At 70.3% G+C, this 21051-nt stretch carries 15 protein-coding genes, 1 pseudogene and 1 CRISPR repeat array; of the genes and pseudogenes, 3 read left to right on the top strand and 13 right to left on the bottom strand.

Annotation, left to right across the window (positions count from 1 at the left end; translation table 11 throughout):
* Positions 1–32 precede the first annotated feature (32 nt).
* The 6 genes from casB to E6P78_RS12795 all read right to left on the bottom strand — a co-directional run bounded on the left by casB (position 33) and on the right by E6P78_RS12795 (position 11059).
* Positions 33–722, bottom strand: a complete 690-nt coding sequence (gene casB / locus E6P78_RS12820) for a type I-E CRISPR-associated protein Cse2/CasB (RefSeq protein WP_136203677.1) — start codon at positions 720–722, stop codon at positions 33–35.
* Entirely contained in the window at positions 719–2545 is a 1827-nt protein-coding gene (casA, locus tag E6P78_RS12815) for a type I-E CRISPR-associated protein Cse1/CasA (protein WP_136203676.1), read from the bottom strand. Before casA ends, casB begins: the two co-directional genes overlap by 4 nt.
* The gene (gene cas3, locus E6P78_RS12810; protein ID WP_136203675.1) at positions 2538–5480 is read right to left on the bottom strand and encodes a CRISPR-associated helicase Cas3'; all 2943 of its coding nucleotides are present in this window, start codon (positions 5478–5480) and stop codon (positions 2538–2540) included. The genes casA and cas3 overlap by 8 nt, the downstream gene beginning before the upstream one ends.
* 229 nt (positions 5481–5709) lie before the next feature.
* Positions 5710–8296: direct repeats of the CRISPR family, unit length 29 nt; unit sequence CTGCTCCCCGCACGCGCGGGGATGGTCCC.
* 32 nt (positions 8297–8328) lie between these two features.
* The gene (locus tag E6P78_RS12805) at positions 8329–8562 is read right to left on the bottom strand and encodes a DUF397 domain-containing protein (RefSeq protein ID WP_136203674.1); all 234 of its coding nucleotides are present in this window, start codon (positions 8560–8562) and stop codon (positions 8329–8331) included.
* Positions 8559–8864, bottom strand: a complete 306-nt coding sequence (locus tag E6P78_RS12800; protein ID WP_240799183.1) for a Scr1 family TA system antitoxin-like transcriptional regulator — start codon at positions 8862–8864, stop codon at positions 8559–8561. The genes E6P78_RS12805 and E6P78_RS12800 overlap by 4 nt, the downstream gene beginning before the upstream one ends.
* Before the next feature lie 1244 nt (positions 8865–10108).
* On the bottom strand, positions 10109–11059 hold the full coding sequence (locus tag E6P78_RS12795; protein WP_136203673.1) for a LysR family transcriptional regulator: 951 nt from the start codon (positions 11057–11059) through the stop codon (positions 10109–10111).
* A 63-nt stretch (positions 11060–11122) separates the two neighbouring features.
* On the opposite strand from E6P78_RS12795, the gene E6P78_RS12790 reads away from it, so the two are divergent.
* The 3 genes from E6P78_RS12790 (at position 11123) to E6P78_RS12780 (ending at position 14396) form a co-directional block, all read left to right on the top strand.
* Entirely contained in the window at positions 11123–12442 is a 1320-nt protein-coding gene (locus E6P78_RS12790; RefSeq protein ID WP_136203672.1) for an MFS transporter, read from the top strand.
* A 103-nt stretch (positions 12443–12545) separates the two neighbouring features.
* The gene (locus tag E6P78_RS12785) at positions 12546–13262 is read left to right on the top strand and encodes a L,D-transpeptidase family protein (RefSeq protein ID WP_136203671.1); all 717 of its coding nucleotides are present in this window, start codon (positions 12546–12548) and stop codon (positions 13260–13262) included.
* A gap of 102 nt (positions 13263–13364) precedes the next feature.
* Positions 13365–14396 (top strand): sigma-70 family RNA polymerase sigma factor, encoded by a 1032-nt coding sequence (locus E6P78_RS12780; protein WP_136203670.1) that lies wholly within the window; start codon positions 13365–13367, stop codon positions 14394–14396.
* Between the two features lie 112 nt (positions 14397–14508).
* On the opposite strand, the gene E6P78_RS12775 is transcribed toward E6P78_RS12780, so the two are convergent.
* From E6P78_RS12775 to E6P78_RS12745, 7 genes and pseudogenes are all read right to left on the bottom strand, one after another.
* On the bottom strand, positions 14509–14793 hold the full coding sequence (locus E6P78_RS12775; protein WP_136203669.1) for an STAS domain-containing protein: 285 nt from the start codon (positions 14791–14793) through the stop codon (positions 14509–14511).
* 52 nt (positions 14794–14845) lie between these two features.
* Positions 14846–15025 (bottom strand): annotated as a pseudogene (locus E6P78_RS12770) (Uma2 family endonuclease); the annotation flags it as partial.
* 129 nt (positions 15026–15154) lie between these two features.
* On the bottom strand, positions 15155–16432 hold the full coding sequence (locus E6P78_RS12765; protein WP_136203668.1) for a thymidine phosphorylase: 1278 nt from the start codon (positions 16430–16432) through the stop codon (positions 15155–15157).
* A gap of 115 nt (positions 16433–16547) precedes the next feature.
* Entirely contained in the window at positions 16548–16952 is a 405-nt protein-coding gene (locus tag E6P78_RS12760; protein ID WP_136203667.1) for a cytidine deaminase, read from the bottom strand.
* Positions 16949–18238 (bottom strand): ABC transporter permease, encoded by a 1290-nt coding sequence (locus E6P78_RS12755; RefSeq protein ID WP_136203666.1) that lies wholly within the window; start codon positions 18236–18238, stop codon positions 16949–16951. Before E6P78_RS12755 ends, E6P78_RS12760 begins: the two co-directional genes overlap by 4 nt.
* Complete coding sequence (locus E6P78_RS12750; RefSeq protein WP_136203665.1) at positions 18235–19350, bottom strand: ABC transporter permease; 1116 nt, start codon at positions 19348–19350, stop codon at positions 18235–18237. Before E6P78_RS12750 ends, E6P78_RS12755 begins: the two co-directional genes overlap by 4 nt.
* Positions 19347–20945 (bottom strand): ABC transporter ATP-binding protein, encoded by a 1599-nt coding sequence (locus E6P78_RS12745; protein WP_136203664.1) that lies wholly within the window; start codon positions 20943–20945, stop codon positions 19347–19349. Before E6P78_RS12745 ends, E6P78_RS12750 begins: the two co-directional genes overlap by 4 nt.
* Between the last annotated feature and the right edge of the window lie 106 nt (positions 20946–21051).

The following is a 21051-nucleotide window of genomic DNA, read 5'->3' as shown; positions in this document are numbered from 1 at the left end:
CGGAAGAGCAGCGGCGGGCGTCTACCGGGGGCCTACGGCCCGGGGGCGGCTTGTTCGTCGCCTGTCGGCTCGTCGCCACCCGGCTCTTGGCCGTCACTCGGCTCCTCCCCCTGCCAGGCGTGGAACGACCGTCCCCATTCCCTGCGCACATGGTCGGGGCCGTCCGGCCACTGCCACGCGTAGAGCTGCCCGGCGAGCAGCGCGTAGTCGAGGGGGAACTGCTCGCGGCGCAGCAGCAGAACGATGTCCCTCAAGCGCTGCGCGAGGGCGGGCAGGTCCGGCGCGGTACCGGCCCGGACCAGCCGCTTGCGCAGCGGCTCGTCGATCTCGTCCCGCTTCATCATGCGGCGCACGGCGGCACCCACCCCGCGTGGCTTCCCGCGACCGTCCCTTTGATGCATGCCCGCGTCGCGGCGGGACTGCTGATGCAGCGCCCACAGGGTGAGAGCCGTGTGGAGGGCGTTCTCCGCGCGTTCGAGCTCGGGCTCGCTCAGCTCACGAGCATCCTCGCGCGGAACGTGCAGGGGCGAGGTGTCCACAAGGTTCCACAGGTCGGGCAACCGCTCCGGCTTCTGCCCGGCGCCTCTGCGCAGCCTGGCAAGAGCCGCGACGGCGCTCGACTCGTCGGCCAGGTATCCGCGTTGGTACGCGGCGATGCGTTCACCGGCGAGCTCTTCGACTCGCTTGCGAGGCGAAAGCGGAATGATGGTCGTCGTCGTCATACGTGCCCCTCAGTGACGGGTGCGGCAGCGGCGGGGACAGACATGGCAGCAGCAGGCGCGGGGGCTTCTGATTCGCCGACGGTGGCTTCTGGTTCGCCGGCCGTGGCTTCTGGTTCGCCAGCCGTGGCTTCTGGTTCGCCAGCCGTGGCTTCTGATTCACCGCCTGTGTCCGTCAGTTGGTCGGAGTCCCGGGGATGGCCCAGGCAGGTGTCGAGGCGGTAGCGGAACCAGTTGCCGGCGAGGCCGGCGTTCAGCCACTCCGTGCGCGACTTGACCGTGATGACCCGGCCCTGCCAAGCGGCATCACCGGCCCGGTCGATGAGGCCGTCCCCGAGTCGGCCCACGATCCGGTGCACCTGCCGCTGCCACTCGGCCCGTGATGCGTACGGGTCCGCGCTGCCGTCCAGGGCGGCGAGCCAGGTCCGGTAATGGGTGCCCAGCACGTGGAACCCCGAGTCGCGCGCCGTGGCCCTGGGCCCCTGGCTGTCGGTGCCGGCGGCACGGGCGAGGTTCGTCGCGAGGTCACCGAGCGCGGTGACGGCCTGCTCGGCATCGGTGACGGCGCTGATCGCCTGCTCCGCATACTCGCTCCTGCGCTCATGGAGCAGGACCACCGCCATGGACACGTGATCGTCGACGACCTCGTCGATCACCGACTGCTGCGTCCCGTATCGGGCGCCGACGATCCGCGCCCTGACCAGGAAGCCCTCGTCCAGCTCGCCGCTCGTCACCAGCTGGGAGATCCACTCGAAGAGCCTGGGCGGCAGGTAGTCCGCGGCCTCCGCCCCCTGTGCGGGTGCGCCCCTGTTCGCGATCAGGGCAGCGAGCCCTCGCCATGCCGAGCGGGCCGGGTCGTGCTCGCGGGGCATGTAGGCGATCGGCTCGCCGTGTTTCTTCTCCTGCGTCTCGCTGCGTCGCCACGCGGTCATCGGCTCGCAGCCGTGCTTGTTGCGGGCGGTGAGCGGGTCACCGTAGCCGAGCACCACGCCGTGTACACCGTCGCCGTCGGCGTGCAGGAGGAGGCGCCGGGCCTGCCAGGTGTAGAGGTCGCGGACGCCGGTGGGACGGCGTACGGGCTCCGCGCCCGGTCCGCATGCATCGCGTCGCCAGGCGGGGCGGTCGTCGCCGCCCTCCCAGTCGCTGAGGCCGGCGGTGTCCGCGGGCGCCACCATGTTGAGCAGGAGGGTTTCCCGCAGCGTACGTCCCTCCGCGAAGACGCCTCCCAGATTGCCCGCCCAGCCGACCCCGAGCGGGTAGACCCGGCCCCCCTTGACCCGGTCGTCGCCCACGACACCGGTCTTGATGCCCGACGTGTCGTACGCGTGCGCGTGCACGACCCAGCGGGCGGCTTCCGCATAGGTCAGCCGGTCGACCGCCGGCATACGCGAGCTGAAGAAGGGTGCCCCGTTGGGCACGTCGGCCACGATGCGGTTCAGGGACGAGACCTCGCCCTTCGCCGTGTGCACTCCGGCGACCTGGAAGAACGGCGTACGGTCGTGGAAGAGGTCGAAGCGGTCACGATGCTCATCGAGATAGGCCCCGACCGGCGCGAAGCAGTCGTCGTCGGCCCACAGTTCCGCCCAGTGCTCGACGGTCCGTGGTCCGTCGAGTGCGTCGTGCGCGACGGCGAGCAGAAGTCGCAACAGGGCGAACTCCTGGGTGGGCAAGTCCCCGACGATCCGCCGCAGTTTGCTTGCCTGATCGAAGACCTGGCGCAGCGCGAGTTCGACGTGTTCGCCGTCCGGGCGCAGAACCGGAATCCAGGGCTCCGCGGTGAGGTCGAACGACAGCCCGCCTGCCGCGTTCTCATCTGTTTCAGACACGGGTCACCTCAAGACCGTCGCTCTCGCTGTAGCTCAGGGAAAAGCCTGCCAGCCGGGTCTGACAATCCTCGTCGAGCGCGAGAATCAGCTGGTCGGAGAGCCAGTGACTCTCCTTCACCTGCCAGGCGGGAACGTACAGTTCTTCCAGCTCGGCGATGGCGCGGTCCATGACTTCGGCGTACGAGAACTGGATCGGCAGCCTCAGCCCGCAACTCGCCGCCGCCCGCGCCGCCTGCCGGGTCGGCACTTGGTCCAGGGGCAGGTCCAACCCTCCGAGCGGGTTGCCGTCCCGGTCGGGAGCGAGCCATGGAACCGTCGCCAGCGTCCCGTCATCCCGCCGCTGGACCACGACGACCTCCAGACTCTCCCTGCTGTCGCGGACCTGGGCGCGCCCGGCGCGGGTGTCGTCAGCGTCGCCCACCCCCGCCGCGACCCAACCGAACAGTGGCCTGCCCGCCGCGCCCACCTTCCCGAGCCGGAACACGGCCGCGCGCTCGGCCTGGTCGGCGCGGTGCTGCTCGTGGCGGTCGCGCGCATCGACCATCGCGTCCGCCCATTCGGCGGGGCAGTCGGCGTCGTCCGCGTACGCGGCCTGAACGAGAGGGCTGATGTCATCGGGCAGCCGTACGGGACGTTCCTCCCCCTGCTCGAAGTGCGGCACGAGGGCGGCGGCCGACCGCAGGAGCGCGTACGCCCCGTACACGGCAACCGAGCCCCGTACGGGTGTGGGCACGTCGGCGTCCCAGTCGGCGCCGGTGACCAGGCAGCGCGCGCGGCGCAGGCGCTCGGGGCGGTCCTGCTGGCCCTCGCCACGCTGGTGCCTGTGCAGGCGACCCATGCGCTGAAGCATGAGGTCGACCGGGCAGAGGTCGGTGACGAGCAGGTCGAAGTCGACGTCCAGGGACTGCTCCGCCACCTGACTGGCCACGACGATGTGCGGGCCCGACGGACGGCCCTCTGCCGTGCCGGGAGGACCGAAGCGTTTGAGGAGGTCCGCATCCTTGGCGGCCCGGTCGACGTCGATGAAGCACGAGTGCGCGACCGTCACGTGCTCGTCGCCGAACCTGCTCCTGAGCGCCTTCGCGGTCTCCAGAACCCGCTTGACCGTGTTGCGTACGACGAGCGCGCAGCCACCGCCCTCCAGCTCGTGGGCGAGCCGTCCGACGAGGACGTCGACGTCGTCCTCGACCCGTTCGAGTACGACGTTCGTGCCGCGACCGGAGGCGTCGGGGCCCCGCATGACCGGCGGACGGCCGTGACTCACAGCAGTCAGCAACGGATAGGCCGTGGCCTCGGCGACCTCCTCGAACGCCAGGTGGACGTCGATCCCTTGGGTCTCCGCACCGGAGTACGCCTCGACGAGTTCGCGCCGTCTGCGGGCGGGAAGGGTCGCGGACAGGATCACGACAGGCACCCGGTACGCGCCGAGCCAGGCCAGCACGCGATCGAGGTAGACGCTCATGTACGTGTCGTAGGCATGCGCCTCGTCGATGACGACGACCTTTCCCACCACCGCCAGATGACGCATCGCAAGGTGACGGCTCTTGAGGCCGGCGAAGAGGAGCTGGTCGATGGTCCCGGCGACGAAGGACGACAACATGGCCTTCTTGCGCCCTCGCAGCCAGGAGTGCGCGACGAGTTCGGCGAGGGCCGCGTGTTTCGTGTCACGGGGACGCCAGTGCGGCGCACCCGGGGCATCGAGGTCAACGGCGACAATCCGTTGGGTACTGTCGCGCATCAGCTCGGCGAAGTCCTCGTTCAGGGCGGCCTTGGAGTGGGCGAGGAGTACGGAGTGCTGGGCGCCCCGGGCGGACGGGAGCCGTGCGATCCAGTCCAGAAGACGGGGAAACATGGCGTTGCCCGTGGCCATGGTGGGAAGAGCGAAGAAGACGCCGCCGGCCCCGGAGCGCGCGGCGAAGATCTCGGCGACGGCGAGAGCGGCCTCGGTCTTGCCCTCGCCCATGGGCGCCTCGATCACCATCAGCCCCGGTTCACCCATGGAACGGGCCAGCTCGACGGCGGCCTCCTGCACCGGCCGGGCCGTAGCACCCTCCGGAAGACCGAAGCGGGATGCGATGAGCTGCTGGGCGTCCTCAACGGGCTCGTCCGGGGACCAGGGGGCGGGGAGGTCGAGCCCGCGCCAGGCGGCGGCCACGCGCTCCTCACCGCTGCGGGCGGCGTCCTGCGGAAAGTACGGGAAGAGGTCGGCGTTGCTGGCGATCCAGTCGGCGACGATCACGAGCGAGGTGAGCAGCACCTGCGCGGTCTGCGGCAACCGTACGTCCCGCCAGGCGTCCAGCCGGTCCTGTACGCCGTACTCCTCCGCACACGCGTCGAGCAGTTCGCCCTGCACCCGCCGCCAGACGTCTCGGCTCGGCCCGGGGCTGCGCAGCAGGTGCCCGTGCTTGTGCAGGGCAGCGATCTGCCCCGGCTCCGGCGGCACGCCGTGATGCCCGCCGACGACAACGGTGAACTGCCCGGCCTGCTTCACCGCCCAGCCGTGCCGCTCACGCAGCCATTCCCCCAACAGCGCCTGGCCGGCGAGCCCGTGCGGGGCGATTCTGCGGTCCGGGCCGAGGGCTTTGGCGGAGCGCATCTCCAGCCCGGCGTCACGCATGCGATCGGCGAGCTGATCGACCTGGCAGGCGAAGGCGGGCGTCGCCTTCCCGATGTCGTGCACCCCGGCCAGCCAGACGGCGAGCCGTCGCGCATCGCGTTGTCCGTCGGGGAACGCCGAACCGATGAGCGCCCGGACGTTGGCGGGCAACCACGTGTCCCACAGCAGCCCGGCGATCGCGGCGCCGTCCTCCATGTGCCGCCACAACGGCAGCCAGCCGTCGGAGTCCCGGTCATGCTTGGCCCACACCGTACGGGCGGGGCCGGTGAGTCTGGCGCGGAGCCCGGAGCGGGCGGCGCCTTGCCTTGCGGTGGTCATGGGAGACGGATACAGGGGGCGGGCGGGGCAGGATGGTCATACGATGAAACTCGTGCGAATACCGGGTGAGTTGGGGAGGATGGCCGCGAGGATGGCAGGTCGCCTATACAATGCCCCTTCGACTTGCGCTACTTAGCCCATCAATGAGCACCTTGAGGTCGTTATGTCGGATTGCATGAAAGTGGTCAGAAACCCCGGCCCCGCCGACTAAAGTCGCAGGTCACGCAGTCTGCTCCCCGCACGCGCGGGGATGGTCCCACCATGGGATCACTGACGTTCGGCGGTGCGAACTGCTCCCCGCACGCGCGGGGATGGTCCCTGTCATGACTGTAGTCTGCGACGTTAATGGGGCTGCTCCCCGCACGCGCGGGGATGGTCCCGGTAAGCCTCAGAGGTGGTCACGGGAGGGGTTCTGCTCCCCGCACGCGCGGGGATGGTCCCGGCCGCAGCTCACTGTTCTTCGGCAGCCTCTCCTGCTCCCCGCACGCGCGGGGATGGTCCCCCAATCCGCCGCCTTTCCAAACATTCCCGTTGCTGCTCCCCGCACGCGCGGGGATGGTCCCGGGAGCATCAAGGCCGAGACCGCCGGCCGCATCTGCTCCCCGCACGCGCGGGGATGGTCCCCGGTAACCACATCCACATTCGAAGGAGACACACTGCTCCCCGCACGCGCGGGGATGGTCCCTCGCAGCACTACGTCGCCGGCAACTCGCTGGTCTGCTCCCCGCACGCGCGGGGATGGTCCCGACATCTACGTCCGGTTCGTGGCCCGCTCCACCTGCTCCCCGCACGCGCGGGGATGGTCCCAGCGGCGCGATCGGCGTCGACGGTTCCACGACCTGCTCCCCGCACGCGCGGGGATGGTCCCTGGAGCATGGCGCCGGCGAGGCCCTTACCCTTCTGCTCCCCGCACGCGCGGGGATGGTCCCGGTACGTGTGTGACTGTTGCTGCTTCGTCACACTGCTCCCCGCACGCGCGGGGATGGTCCCGAACGGAGCAGACCATGCCCAAGCCCCCGCTCCTGCTCCCCGCACGCGCGGGGATGGTCCCTGCCGCCGCTCGCCGCGACACCGTACGTCCAGCTGCTCCCCGCACGCGCGGGGATGGTCCCTGCCGGCCATCGATCCGGTCAGCATCCCGGCCCTGCTCCCCGCACGCGCGGGGATGGTCCCTCCGAGAGCGTGTGCCCGATCCGGCCGGTGACCTGCTCCCCGCACGCGCGGGGATGGTCCCGCCCGGCTCGCCCAGGCCGCGGCGGACGGTTCCTGCTCCCCGCACGCGCGGGGATGGTCCCGGTCGAGGGCAGTGACGCCGATCACTGTTGATCTGCTCCCCGCACGCGCGGGGATGGTCCCACCGGTTCGGGCCTGCCAGTGCCGTTGTAGGCCTGCTCCCCGCACGCGCGGGGATGGTCCCTACTCCTCTCGGTACCTGGAGGACTTCCCCTCCTGCTCCCCGCACGCGCGGGGATGGTCCCATGCCCCGGACAAAGACCCTTATGCCAGTGCACTGCTCCCCGCACGCGCGGGGATGGTCCCTGTCCATGAGGGCAACGGGCATCGCCTGGAATCTGCTCCCCGCACGCGCGGGGATGGTCCCCGCCGGAACGACGCCGTGACCGAGCTGGACAACTGCTCCCCGCACGCGCGGGGATGGTCCCCCCGCCGTGACCGAGCTGGATAAGCAGCTGGTCTGCTCCCCGCACGCGCGGGGATGGTCCTTCGACGGGCACCCGGAGCAGAATTCGGAAATTCTGCTCCCCGCACGCGCGGGGATGGTCCCTTGAATCGGCCGTACGTCACCGGGCCGGGCTTCTGCTCCCCGCACGCGCGGGGATGGTCCCAGCCAGGCCGCCACCGACCTCGGCAAAACCGTCCTGCTCCCCGCACGCGCGGGGATGGTCCCATGAGCGGGAACGTCAGCCCGCCCGTGCTGAGCTGCTCCCCGCACGCGCGGGGATGGTCCCCGTGTTCGCCGCCCTGGCGGTGGCCGCGGTGGCTGCTCCCCGCACGCGCGGGGATGGTCCCCGTCCTGGAGGCGTGATCAATGGCAAGGCTCACTGCTCCCCGCACGCGCGGGGATGGTCCCCGACAGGCCCGAGTCCTGTACTGCCTCGGCATCTGCTCCCCGCACGCGCGGGGATGGTCCCGACACCGGTTGGGGCGGCGGCGCCTCCGGGTTCTGCTCCCCGCACGCGCGGGGATGGTCCCAAGAAGATCCGCGCCCGGAAGAACGCGGTCGACTGCTCCCCGCACGCGCGGGGATGGTCCCGTCGCGAAGGCGGCTGCCGACGTCTTCCACAACTGCTCCCCGCACGCGCGGGGATGGTCCCGTGTTGGCCACAGTCAGTTCTCCTTGCGGGTTCTGCTCCCCGCACGCGCGGGGATGGTCCCAACGACGCGGAAGAGGCAGTGAACCTCACCTGCTGCTCCCCGCACGCGCGGGGATGGTCCCAACCCCAAGTCGGTCCTGCGCCGCTGCACGGCCTGCTCCCCGCACGCGCGGGGATGGTCCCAACGGGGTCATCTGCTCCGCGTACTCCGCGACCTGCCTCCCCGCACGCGCGGGGATGGTCCCACGCCGCGAGGCGACCGACCCACAGCCGACTTCTGCTCCCCGCACGCGCGGGGATGGTCCCGGCACCCCGGCGGCGCCGAGCGCGGACGTTCCCTGCTCCCCGCACGCGCGGGGATGGTCCCATGACGACCTCGTCGCCATCCGCCAGCGCCAACTGCTCCCCGCACGCGCGGGGATGGTCCCGGTCCGGCACCGCCGCCGACGCCGGTCTGCTCCCCGCACGCGCGGGGATGGCCCCGGAGACCCACTGAGAACCCGTACAAGACAGTGTCAGTGCGCGGGTTGACTGTCAGCTGAGCACCACGCCGCAACACCACGCAAGAAGGCACTGAACTCATCAGCCGTGATCACCAGCATGGGTCCATAGACATTCTTACTGTCACGCAGTGCACGACCGCCGTCAGGCAGCACGGCCACTTCTACGCAATTTCCGTTGTTTCCCGAGTAGGAGGACTTCACCCACTCCACTCCGGCAGCCGAAGAGAACCCATCGCACGGCTTCATGATCTTCCCATTTCCCTTATGGCGTCCGTGATGAGCGCCCGAGACTTGCTGACGTTTGCAGCCGCCATGTTGAGCCGCCGGAACAACTTCGTGTATGTCTCCACGTCGGGCACCTCCTCGTAATACAGCGTGCTGGTAGGTGACTCCGTATAAACGATCTCAGTCTCCGCGGAAGCCGGGAAACCCATGATCACGAACGGGCCGAAAAGGCAGGCGTTCATGGGGTCTTCCCTCGGCAGGACCTGGAGTTGCACGTTGGCTCGTCGGCTGTCTTCGACCAGCGATTCAAGCTGCGCCTTCATCACAGCCGACCCGACCTCCTCTCGTTCACCTCGGCATCTATGGTCACGGCCGCTCCGTGACCACCCAAGTGTGGGACAACTCGCCGGAACCGCCCGTTCGAGCACAAAGAGGCGCTGAGGAGTGGGCGGAGGATGGGAGAGGGCTGATCATCGTCGAAACGCTCGCGATGCACGCCGGCCACTTCTTTCCGAAGACAGGAGGCAAGGTCGTGTGGGCCGAGCTGGCCTTGGACGGCCCAGCTCCACCGCTCCCGACTCGTGTCAACGGGGCAGTTACGAACATTCTGCTGCCGCAGTCCGATCCCCGGTTACTACTTCGGCTGCTCAACAGCTTGCAGCACCTCTGACCGGCCACAGGGGCTGTCTTGTCTCCGGCGACAGCGACGTGGACCGGGTTGGTCGGCAACCGCACCCCTGCCCATTGCCGCACTGACATGCCACTCCACGAGGTTTCCCCACCATGCCGGCAGTGACCAGACGGGCAAATGTCGCGATTGCTCAAGTTCCAGCTGGTCCGTAACGAGCGATCACGCCAATGTGCTGGCCGAAAACCCGTCAAAGCCCTTGATTGAACGACGAGTCTGTTCACCCTGCCCTAGCCTCGCCTCACATCGGCGCACACCGTGCACCCTCAGACAGGCAGGATCGGATGGACGTCACTCAGCGAACCACCGCAGAAAGACCGCAACATGCCGACCACTTGGTGCACCCCTGCGCCTCCCTGGCGCGAGCGGTGACGGTGAGCGTAATCGCCACGCTCGGGACGGTTCTCAGTCTGGCGGGAGCCTCCGTCAATGAAGTGGCCCGGTTACTCGGCGCATGCGTTCTTCTCGGCACCCTTGCATCGGTAAGTGGCGGCTACGGGGCACGATTCGTCCGGACCGTCATCCAAGGCATACTCGGAGCAGGCAAGTAAGCCCCTCCGCTCCTCGCAACAGCGGGGATGGCCCCGACGAGTCTGCCGCGTACAACTGCTCCCCGCACTCTCGCGGGGATGGTATCCGTCGGGGCCGCAGGGGGGCTGGTGACCCGCTCCGAGACATGTGGAGACGTGGGCTGGGACAAACTCCAAGGCCCCCACACGCATCAGAATTTCCCTGACCACACCTTCGGCCGGGGCGGGCCGCGAAGTATTCGCACACCGTGCCGGGTACCTCGGGACGCTTCGGCAGTGCTCTCCGGCGCCACCGCACCAACCGCGAGGCGGGAGCCGTCGACCCCGACCACGTCCAGCGCACCCCTCACTACCCCAGCAAACTCCCCCGCCGCGACAACAAGAACCGCTTGAACGCCGCCACCGGAGCCGTATCCGGGTGCCCGTCCAGCCAAGCCACCCCGATCTCCCGCACCGCCCGGGGCGCCGTCACCGTCAGCTCGACCACTCCCGGCCGGGCCACCGCCGGGGGCGGGAGCAGGGCCACGCCGAGGCCCGCCGCGACCAGGCCGCGCAGGGTCTCCGCCTCCTCGCCCTCGAAGGCGACGCGGGGGACGAAGCCGGCCTCCGTGCAGAGGTCGTCCGTGATGCGGCGGAGGCCGTAGCCGGGTTCGAGGGTGACGAAGGTCTCGTCGGCGGCTTCGGCGAGGCGGATGCGGCGGCGGGCGGCCAGGCGGTGGTCGTCGGGGACGACCAGGCGCAGGCGTTGTTCGTCCAGGCGGCGGGCGACGAGGTCGGGGGCGTCCGGGACCGGGGAGGTGAGGCAGAGGTCGAGGCCGCCGGCGCGGAGGCGTTCGATCATGGCTTCGCCGTAGTTCTGGACGAGCTGGAAGCGGACCCGGGGGTGGTCGGCGCGGAAGGCGCGGATGAGGGCGGGGACGGTTTCGGAGCCCATCGTGTGGAGGAAGCCGAAGGCGACCTTGCCCGCGGTGGGGTCGGCGTCGGCGCGTACCGAGTCGGCGGCCTTCTCCACCTCGGCGAGAGCGCGCTCGGCCGAGCCGAGGAAGGTGCGGCCGGCCGGGGTGAGGGAGACCGTGCGGCCCTTGCGGGCGAACAGGGCGACGCCCAGGTCGTCCTCCAGCCTCACCATGGCCCGTGAAAGTGTGGACTGCGGGACGCCCAGCTCGTGTGCGGCGCGCGTGACGTGCTCGTGGCGGGCGACCGCCTCGAAGTAGGCGAGGCGGGGCGCGAGGACCGCGCGGATGTCTTCTTCGTAACTGCTCTGTGACAGCCGTGGCTGTGAGCTGCGTTGATGCGCCATGGGATTGATTATTCGTTGTTTGTGCATTGGACGCATGAATGACCTCCGGCCTACGTTCGTCGCATGCCTCCTGCCAGTACCGGGGCGTCCACGCTCGCCGTGGCCGCCTCGACCCAGTCGTCCCCCGTCATCGCCACCGTCGCAGCCGAGACCGCCACCGCGGACCGGCTCGAACCCGGGCGCCCCGGCTACCGCCGGATGAGCTTCGCCCTCTTCGCCGCCGGTGTCGCGACGTTCGCACTCCTCTACTCCACGCAGGCGCTGCTGCCCGCAGTCTCCGCCTCCTTCGGCGCCACGGCCGGGCAGGCGAGCTGGACGGTCTCCGCCGCGACGGGCGCGCTGGCGCTGTGCGTACTGCCGATGAGCGCGCTGTCCGAGCGGTTCGGGCGGCGGCAGATGATGACCGCCTCGCTGGTGGTCGCGGTGGCGGTCGGGCTGTTCGTACCGTTCGCCCCGTCCCTGGGCTGGCTGATCGCGCTGCGCGCCGTCCAGGGCGCCGCGCTCGCCGGACTGCCCGCCTCCGCGATGGCGTACCTGGCGGAAGAGGTGCGGCCGAAGGCTCTCGTCGCCGCGATCGGGTTGTTCGTGGCCGGCAACAGTATCGGCGGGATGAGCGGCCGCATCCTCACCGGCTGGATCGCCCAGCTGTGGGGCTGGCGCGCGGCGCTCGGCGCGGTCGGGCTGCTGGCCGTGGTCTGCGCGGTCGTCTTCCACTTCATGATGCCGCGCGCCCGGCACTTCGCCCCCGGGTCGCTGAACCCGAAGGCCCTGGCGAAGACCGTGGGCGCGCACCTCGCCAATCCGCTGCTGCGGCGGCTGTACGCGATCGGCGCGCTGTTCATGACGGTGTTCGGTGCCGTTTACACGGTGATCGGCTACCGGCTCGTGGAGGCGCCGTTCAACCTTCCGCAGGGCATCGTCGGCTCGATCTTCCTGGTCTATCTGGTCGGTACGGTCTCCTCCGCCGCGGCCGGGCGGCTCGTCGCCCGGCTCGGGCGCCGGGGTGCGCTGTACCTCGCCGTCTCGACCACGGCCGCCGGTCTGCTGCTCTCGCTGGCCGACCAGCTGGCCGCCGTGCTCCTCGGCCTCGTCCTGATCACGGCCGGCTTCTTCGCCGGGCACGCGGTCGCCTCGTCCTCGGTGAGCCGTACGGCGACCACGGGCCGCGCCCAGGCCTCCGCGCTGTACCAGTCGGCGTACTACCTGGGCTCCAGCGCGGGAGGCACGCTCGGTGCGGTCGCCTTCCACGCGGGCGGCTGGGCGGGCACGGTCACGCTGGGGCTGCTCGCGGTCCTCGGTGTCGTGACCATCACGTTGTCCGGGACGCGGGCCGCCCGCGCCGAACGCCTGCGGCCCGTGTCGGCCGCCCCCGTACACAACTGAGACATTCGGCGCACAACCAACCGCTCCCCTTCGCGCATCTAGCAGGCGGAATCACCGCAGTGCGCACGAAGGGGAGTTGGCGTACATGGGAGTCAGGAAGAACATGCGCAACATACGAGACATGGGGGGCATACGGGTCCGGCGCGGGCTCGTCCTGTCCGTCGCGGGTCTGACCGCGATACCGGCCTTCGTCCTCGGTACGGGCGGCACCGCCCAGGCGGCGTCCTGCACGACGTCCACGGGGCCGTACCAGAAGCAGGTCGAGAAGTACCTGCACCGGAAGGCGGACGGCAAGCAGTCCGCGGCCGACTGCAAGGCGATCCGGTCGTTCCAGAGCACGTACGGGGTCACCCCGGCCATCGGTTACGCGGGGACCGTCACCTGGCGCACCATGCAGACGCTCACCGCGCAGAGGGCGGCCGGCAAGAACCCGAACAAGGCCGGGAAGTGCCCCACCGGCAAGGGGCGCATCGCGTGCGTGGACCTGACCCGGCAGATCAGCTGGATTCAGGACGGAAGGAAGCTGAAGTTCGGGCCCGTGCCGGTGCGGACCGGGCGCGACAAGTACGAGACCCGGACCGGCGCCAAGAAGATCTACTGGCGCCACAAGAACCACGTGTCGTCGATCTACCACGTGTCCATGCCGTACTCCCAGTTCTTCGACGGCGGCCAGGCGTTCCACGCGGTCGGCGTGAAGATGTGGAACCCGCCGGGGTCGCACGGCTGCGTCAACATGCGTACCGCGGACGCGAAGTCGTACTGGAGCCTGTTGAAGAACGGCGACGACGTCTACGTGTACGGGCGCAAGCCGGGGACCTGACCGCCTCCCGCTCTTCCCACCCCCGTTGTCAGTCCCCTGCTGTAGCTTCCGAAGTGCTGGTGGAAGTGAGCGGTGTCACAGAGCAACAGGGGTGAACGGGCGATGAGTGATCTGACAGCGGCGGCGGCAGCGGGGTCCGGGACGGGGACAGGGGCCGGTGCGGCGGGCGACATCGACAGCAGTCTGGAGGGGCACCGGGTCGAGCTGACCGGTTACTGCTACCGGATGCTCGGCTCGGCCTTCGAGGCGGAGGACGCGGTCCAGGACACGCTGTTGCGGGCCTGGCGCAATTTCGACAAGTTCGAGGGCCGGTCCTCGCTGCGGTCCTGGCTGTACCGCATCGCGACGAACGTCTGCCTGGACATGCTGAACGCGGGCAAGAAGCGGGCCAGACCCGTCGACCTGTCGGGCCCGACGCCGCTCGCGCAGGCCGCGCTCAACCCGCTGCCGGAGAACACCTGGCTGGAGCCGATGCCGGACGGCCGGATCATCCCGTCGATCGAGGACCCGGCCGAGGCGGCGGTGGCGCGCGAATCGGTACGGCTGGCCTTCGTCGCCGCGCTCCAGCACCTGCCGCCGAAGCAGCGCGCGGTGCTGATCCTGCGCGAGGTGCTGGCGTGGAAGGCGAGCGAGGTCGCGGAGTTGCTCGACACGTCCGTCGCCTCGGTCAACAGCGCCCTCCAGCGCGCCCGCGCCACGCTCACCGACCACGAGACCGTGGCCGCCGACGCCGCCAACCCTCTCGACGAGGAGCAGGCCAAGCTGCTGGAGCGGTATGTCGCGGCGTTCGAGGGCTACGACATGAAGGCCCTGACCGCGCTGCTCCACGAGGACGCGGTGATGACGATGCCGCCGTTCGACCTCTGGCTCCGGGGCCACGACGACATCACCGGCTTCATGACATCCATCGGCGCGGCCTGCGCCGGCTCCCGCCTGATCGCCACCTCCGCCAACGGCGCCCCGGCCTTCGCCCACTACAAGCCGAACCCGGAGGGCCCCGGCTTCGTGCCGTGGGCGGTCCAGGTCATCGACATCTCGGACGGCGCGATCACGGGCATGCACTGCTTCCTGGACACCCCGCGCTGGTTCCCGCTGTTCGGGTTGCCGGATCATCTGGACGACGAGGGGGCGTGAGAGCGGGGTTGGTGGCGGGGTTCCCGGCCGGCCCGGCCCGAGTACGCGCAGGCCGCCGGGACGGCGTGCCGTCCGGGAACGTTGGGGCTCGCTTTCCCGGGGCGGCATCCGATCAAGCCTCGCCCAGACCCACCAGATCCAGCAGCGCTCGCAGCTCCGGTGGTGTTCCGCGCAGCCGGAGCCGTCTGCCGCCCGCCCTGCGGGCGGTCAGGGACAGACGGGCGATCGCCTCCACCGTCGTCAGGTCCGGCCGGACGACACCGCTCAGGTCGCAGTCCACCGCAGCGGCACCCGGCGACGCGGCCAGCAGTGCCTCCAGGTCCGCACACAGGCGCGGTACGGCGTCACGCGTGACGTGCCCGGAGACGATGAGCGCGGCCGGCGGGGGGGCTTCCATGCCCAGACAGACCGGAGCCGCGCCGGAAACTCATCGCGCCGCCCGGCCCTTATCAGCTGACGGGGAAGACTCCGGTGTCCAGGTCCACACCGAACGGTTCCGGCAGCGTCAGCCCCCCGCCGTACTCGACCGTGTCCAGCACGCGGTAGGTGCCGCTCTCGGGCTCCCCGTACAGCGTGGCCGTGGGGCGGCCGGAGTGCCGGGGGTCGAGGAGCGGGAACAGCTCGGCGCCCGGCGCGGGATCGACGGTGAGTGCGCTCATGGCGGTCTCCTGCCTTCGGTGCGTCACCGACGTCCAGCACGCCGAACGGGACCGGCGGCAGTCCGCCGGTCCCGTTTACCCGTACGGGGAAACCGCAGGTCAGGCGATGCGTTCCCGCACCACCGGGGTGGCCGTGAACGGGGTGCCCGAGGGGGCGATGTCGTAGGCGTCGGGCAGTGCCTTCAGGGCGTAGTCGAACTTCTCCGGGGTGTCCGTGTGCAGCGTCAGCAGCGGCTGGCCGGCGGTGATCTCGTCGCCCGGCTTGGCGTGGAGTTCGACGCCCGCGCCGGCCTGGACCGGGTCCTCCTTGCGGGCGCGGCCCGCGCCCAGGCGCCAGGCGGCGACGCCGATGTCGTAGGCGTCCAGGCGGGTCAGGACGCCCGAGGAGGATGCCTTGATGACGTGCTGTTCGCGGGCGACCGGGAGTTCGGCGTCGGGGTCGCCGCCCTGGGCGGAGATCATGCGGCGCCAGACGTCCATGGCGGAGCCGTCGGCGAGGGCCTTCTCCGGGTCGGCGTCCTTGAGGCCGGCCGCGTCCAGCATCTCGCGGGCGAGGGCGACGGTGAGGTCGATGACGTCCTTCGGGCCGCCGCCGGCCAGGACCTCGACGGACTCGCGGACCTCCAGGGCGTTGCCCGCGGTCAGGCCGAGGGGGGTGGACATGTCGGTGAGCAGGGCGACCGTGCGGACGCCGCTGTCGGTGCCGAGCGCGACCATGGTGGAGGCCAGTTCGCGGGCGTCGTCCAGGGTCTTCATGAAGGCGCCGGAGCCGACCTTGACGTCCAGGACGAGGGCGCCGGTGCCCTCGGCGATCTTCTTGGACATGATCGAGCTGGCGATGAGCGGGATCGCCTCGACGGTGCCGGTGACGTCGCGGAGCGCGTACAGCTTCTTGTCGGCGGGGGCGAGGCCGTCGCCCGCCGCGCAGATGACCGCGCCGGTGGTGTCGAGGACGTCCAGCATCTCGGCGTTGGACAGGTGGGCGCGCCAGCCGGGGATGGACTCCAGCTTGTCGAGCGTGCCGCCGGTGTGGCCGAGGCCCCGGCCGCTGAGCTGGGGTACGGCGGCGCCGCAGGCGGCGACCAGCGGGGCGAGCGGGAGGGTGATCTTGTCGCCGACGCCGCCGGTGGAGTGCTTGTCGGTGGTGGGGCGGGAGAGCGCGTCGAAGTTCATCCGCTCGCCGGAGGCGATCATGGCGGCGGTCCAGCGGGCGATCTCCGTACGGTTCATGCCGTTCAGCAGGATCGCCATGGCCAGTGCGGACATCTGCTCGTCGGCGACCTCGCCGCGGGTGTACGCGTCGATGACCCAGTCGATCTGCTCGGGGGTCAGCTCGCCTCGGTCCCGCTTGGTGCGGATGACGGAGATGGCGTCCATGGTCTGGAGTCCTTCCGGCCGGTACGTACACGTGAGTCGGTCTCGTTGACTCTACGCGCATAGAGAGGGGAAAAGATGCCGGGTGGGCCCCTGTATGGGGCCCACCCGGCGGGTGCTAGGCGAGGTGCGACGGGCCGAAGGCCTGGGGCAGCATCTCGTCCAGGGTGCGGAAGCCGTCCGGGGTCTCCAGGACGAGTTCCGGTCCGCCGAACTCGTACAGCAGCTGCCTGCACCTGCCGCACGGGACCAGGATCTCGCCCGCCCCGTCCACGCAGGTGAAGTGGGTCAGCCGGCCGCCGCCGGTGGCGTGCAGCTGGGAGACCAGGCCGCACTCGGCGCACAGGCCGATGCCGTACGAGGCGTTCTCGACGTTGCACCCGGTGATCGTGCGGCCGTCGTCCACGCGGGCGGCGACGCCGACCGGGTAGCCGGAGTAGGGGGCGTACGCCCGGGACATGGCGTCCCGGGCCGCGGCCCGCAGGGTGTCCCAGTCGGCCCCGGTCAGGGCGGGGGGCGTCATTTGCCCTGGCCCTTGCGGTAGCGCATGCCGTCCGCCTTCGGCATCCGCAGCCGCTGCGCGGAGAGCGAGAGGACGAGCAGCGTGACGATGTACGGCGTGGCGCTCACGAACTCGGTGGGCACGGAGTCCGTGGCGAGGTACCAGACCAGGACGGCGGCCGCGATGACCGCGCTGACGACGCCCTGCACGAAGCTCTTGCGGTAGAGCTTCCAGCCGGCGATGCCCACGAGCACGACGAAGAGCAGCAGGAGCAGCGCGTGGACGGACTCGCCGCCGTTGCGCAGCTGGAGCGCGTCGGCGAAGCCGAACAGGCCCGCGCCCATGGCGAGTCCGCCGGGGCGCCAGTTGCCGAAGATCATCGCGGCGAGACCGATGTATCCGCGTCCGCCGGTCTGTCCCTCGTTGTAGATGTGCGAGGTGACCAGGGAGAGGAAGGCGCCGCCGAGTCCGGCGAGGCCGCCGGAGACGATCACCGCGATGTACTTGTACGTGTAGACGTTGACGCCGAGCGATTCGGCGGCGACCGGGTTCTCGCCGCAGGAGCGCAGCCGCAGGCCGAAGGCGGTCTTCCACAGGATGAAGAAGGTGGCCACGAAGAGGACCACGGCCAGGATCGTCAGCAGCGACACGTTGGTGACGAGGCCGCCGATGATGCCGGCGAGGTCGGAGACGAAGAACCAGTGGTGCTTCTCGACGGAGTGGAGCCAGTCGGAGAGGCCCGGGATCGTCACCGAGGTGATGTCGTCGGCCGGTGGTGACTGCTTCGGGGAGCCGCCCTTGGCCGCCGCTTCGCCGGTGTTGAACCAGAGCTTGGCGAAGTAGGTGGTGAAGCCGAGCGCCAGGATGTTGATCGCGATGCCGGAGATGATGTGGTCGACGCCGAAGGTGACGGTCGCGATCGCGTGGAGCAGTCCGCCGAGCATGCCGCCGACGACGCCGGCGAGGACGCCGAGCCAGGGGCTGGTCTGCCAGCCGGCCCAGGCACCGAAGAAGGTGCCGAGGATCATCATGCCTTCGAGGCCGATGTTGACCACGCCGGCGCGTTCGGCCCAGAGGCCGCCGAGACCGGCGAGGCCGATCGGTACGGCCATGGCGAGGGCGGCGCTGATCTGGCCGGCCGAGGTGACGTCCTGGGCGCCGGTGATGGCGCGTACGGCGGACAGCGCGAGCAGGGCGCCCGCGATGATCAGCAGGACGACGGGGAACGAGAGGCGGGTGCGGCCGCTCTTGCCGCCGGAGACCTTGGGGGCCGCGGGGGGCGGGGTGGAAGTCGCCGTGACGGTCACGCCGACACCTCCTGCTGGTCGGAGTTACGGGCGGCCTGTGCGGCGAGTTCCGCGCCGACCTTGCTCTGCTGGCGTTTGAGTCCGTAGCGGCGGACGACTTCGTAGGCGATGACGACGCACAGGACGATGACGCCCTGGATCACGCCGACGATCTCCTTGTCGTACCCCTCGAACTCCAGCTTTCCGGTGCCGCGCTCCAGGAAGCCCCAGAGCAGTGCGCCGAGCGCGATGCCGATGGGGTGGTTGCGGCCGAGGAGTGCGATGGCGATGCCGGTGAAGCCGATGCCCACGGGGAAGTCGCCGCTGAACTCGTGGCTGTCGTTGAGCAGCGTCGGCATGCCGATGAGGCCGGCGACGGCGCCCGAGATGAGCATCGAGGTGATGACCATCCGGCGGACGTTGACGCCGCTGGCCTCGGCGGCGGAGCCGGACTGGCCTACGGTGCGCAGGTCGAAGCCGAAGCGGGTGCGCGAGAGGGTGAACCAGTACGCGACGCCCGCGACGACGGCGACGACGATGAAGCCCCAGATGGGCGTCGGGGTCGTCGGGAACTCGAAGAAGTGCGAGGACTCCGGGAGCGGCTTGGTGGAGATCTTGGTGCCGGCCTTGTCGAGGTGGCCGAGGCGGTTCTGCTGGAGCAGGTAGCCGATGATCGCGGTCGCGATGGAGTTCAGCATGATCGTCGAGACGACCTCGCTGACGCCCCGGGTGACCTTGAGGAGACCGGCGATCCCGGCCCACATCGCGCCGACGATCATCGCGGTGAGGATGATCAGCGGGATCTGCAGGGCGCCGGGCAGGGTCAGCGCGCCGCCGAGCGCGGCGGCGAAGAAGGCGGCGAGGCGGTACTGCCCGTCGACGCCGATGTTGAAGAGGTTCATCCGGAAGCCGACGGCCACCGCGAGACCCGCGAGGTAGTACGTCGTCGCCTTGTTCAGGATGTAGACCTGGCTGTCCGACTTCAGGCCGTAGTCGAACATGATGCCGAAGGCGTTGAACGGTTCCTTGCCGGTGGCGGCGAGCACGAGTGCCGTCACCAGGAAGGCGACCACGATCGCGAGTACGGGGGCCGCGATCCCCAGGAGCAGCCGCTCCTTGTCGATCTTCTTCATCGGTCCTCTCCCCCTTCGCGGGGGTCGGTGTCGTCGTCCGTGGCGTCCGCGGCGGGGGCGGCGGTCGCTCCGCCCTCCTCCGGTGCCTCCAGGCGGCCGGTGGCGGCGCCCGTCATCGCGGAGCCGAGCTCCTCGGGGGTGATCGCCGCCGGGTCGGCGTCCGCGACCAGGCGGCCGCGGAACATGACGCGCAGGGTGTCGGAGAGCCCGATCAGCTCGTCCAGGTCGGCGGAGATCAGCAGCACCGCCAGTCCCTCGCGGCGCGCCTCGCGGATCTGGTCCCAGATCTGCGCCTGGGCGCCGACGTCGACGCCCCGGGTGGGGTGCGCGGCGATCAGGAGCTTGGGCGAGTGGCTCATCTCGCGGCCGACGATCAGCTTCTGCTGGTTGCCGCCGGAGAGGGAGGCCGCGGTGACGTCGATGCCGGGGGTGCGTACGTCGTACTCGCGCACGATCCGCTCGGTGTCGGCGCGGGCGGCCCCGGTGTCGAGGAAGACGCCCCTGCTGTTGGGGCGTTCGGTGACGTGGCCGAGGATGCGGTTCTCCCAGAGCGGGGCCTCCAGGAGGAGTCCGTGCCGGTGGCGGTCCTCGGGGATGACCGCCATGCCGTCCTCGCGGCGCCTGCGCGTCGGGGTGCGGGTGATGTCGGTGGCGTCCAGGGTGAGGGTGCCCGCGTCGAGGGTGCGCATGCCCATGATCGCGTCGACCAGTTCGGACTGGCCGTTGCCCTCGACGCCGGCGATGCCGAGGACCTCGCCCTTGTGGATGGTGAAGGTGATGCCGTCGAGCACGGCGCGCACCGCGCCGTCCGGGTCGGTCGCGGTGAGCCGCAGGCCGTCGGCGGTCAGCATGGGGGTGTCGGTGACCGTCGACTCGCGGGTCTCCGGGGACGGCAGCTCGCTGCCGACCATCAGCTCGGCGAGCTGCTTGGTCGTGGTGTGCTTCGGGTCGGCGGTGCCGACGGTGGTGCCGCGCCGGATGACGGTGATCTCGTCGGCGACCGACAGCACCTCGCCCAGCTTGTGCGAGATGAAGATGACGGTCAGGCCCTCGGCCTTGAGCTCGCGCAGGTTGTCGAAGAGCGCTTCGACCTCCTGCGGTACGAGGACGGCGGTGGGCTCGTCGAGGATCAGGGTGCGGGCGCCGCGGTAGAGGACCTTGAGGATCTCCACGCGCTGGCGGTCGGCGACGCCGAGGTCCTCGACCATGGCGTCCGGGCGGACGCCGAGGCCGTACGCCTCGGAGATCTCCTTGATCTTCGCGCGGGCCCGGTCGCCGATGCCGTACAGCTTCTCGGAGCCGAGGACGACGTTCTCCAGGACGGTGAGGTAGTCGGCGAGCATGAAGTGCTGGTGCACCATGCCGATGCCGCGCTCGATGGCGTCGCCCGGGTTGGAGAACGTGGCCTGTTCGCCGTCCACCGCGATGGTGCCCTCGTCCGGCTTCTGCATGCCGTACAGGATCTTCATCAGAGTGGACTTGCCTGCGCCGTTCTCACCGACGAGGGCGTGGACGGTGCCGCGGCGCACGGTGATGTCGATGTCGTGGTTGGCCACGACCCCGGGGAACCGCTTGGTGATGCCGCGGAGCTCCACGGCATGGGGACTGCTGGACGCGTTGATGGCGCACTCTCCTTGGCAGGAGCGGAGGGCGGGGACGGTGAGGACGGGAAGAACGGTATGACGGCGTGGGGACGGTGGG

The sequence above is a fragment of the Streptomyces sp. A0958 genome (assembly GCF_004795035.1).
Classification (GTDB): Bacteria; Actinomycetota; Actinomycetes; order Streptomycetales; family Streptomycetaceae; genus Streptomyces.
The sequence above is the reverse complement of the archived record's forward strand: the minus strand, read 5'-3'. Positions and strand labels throughout refer to the sequence as shown.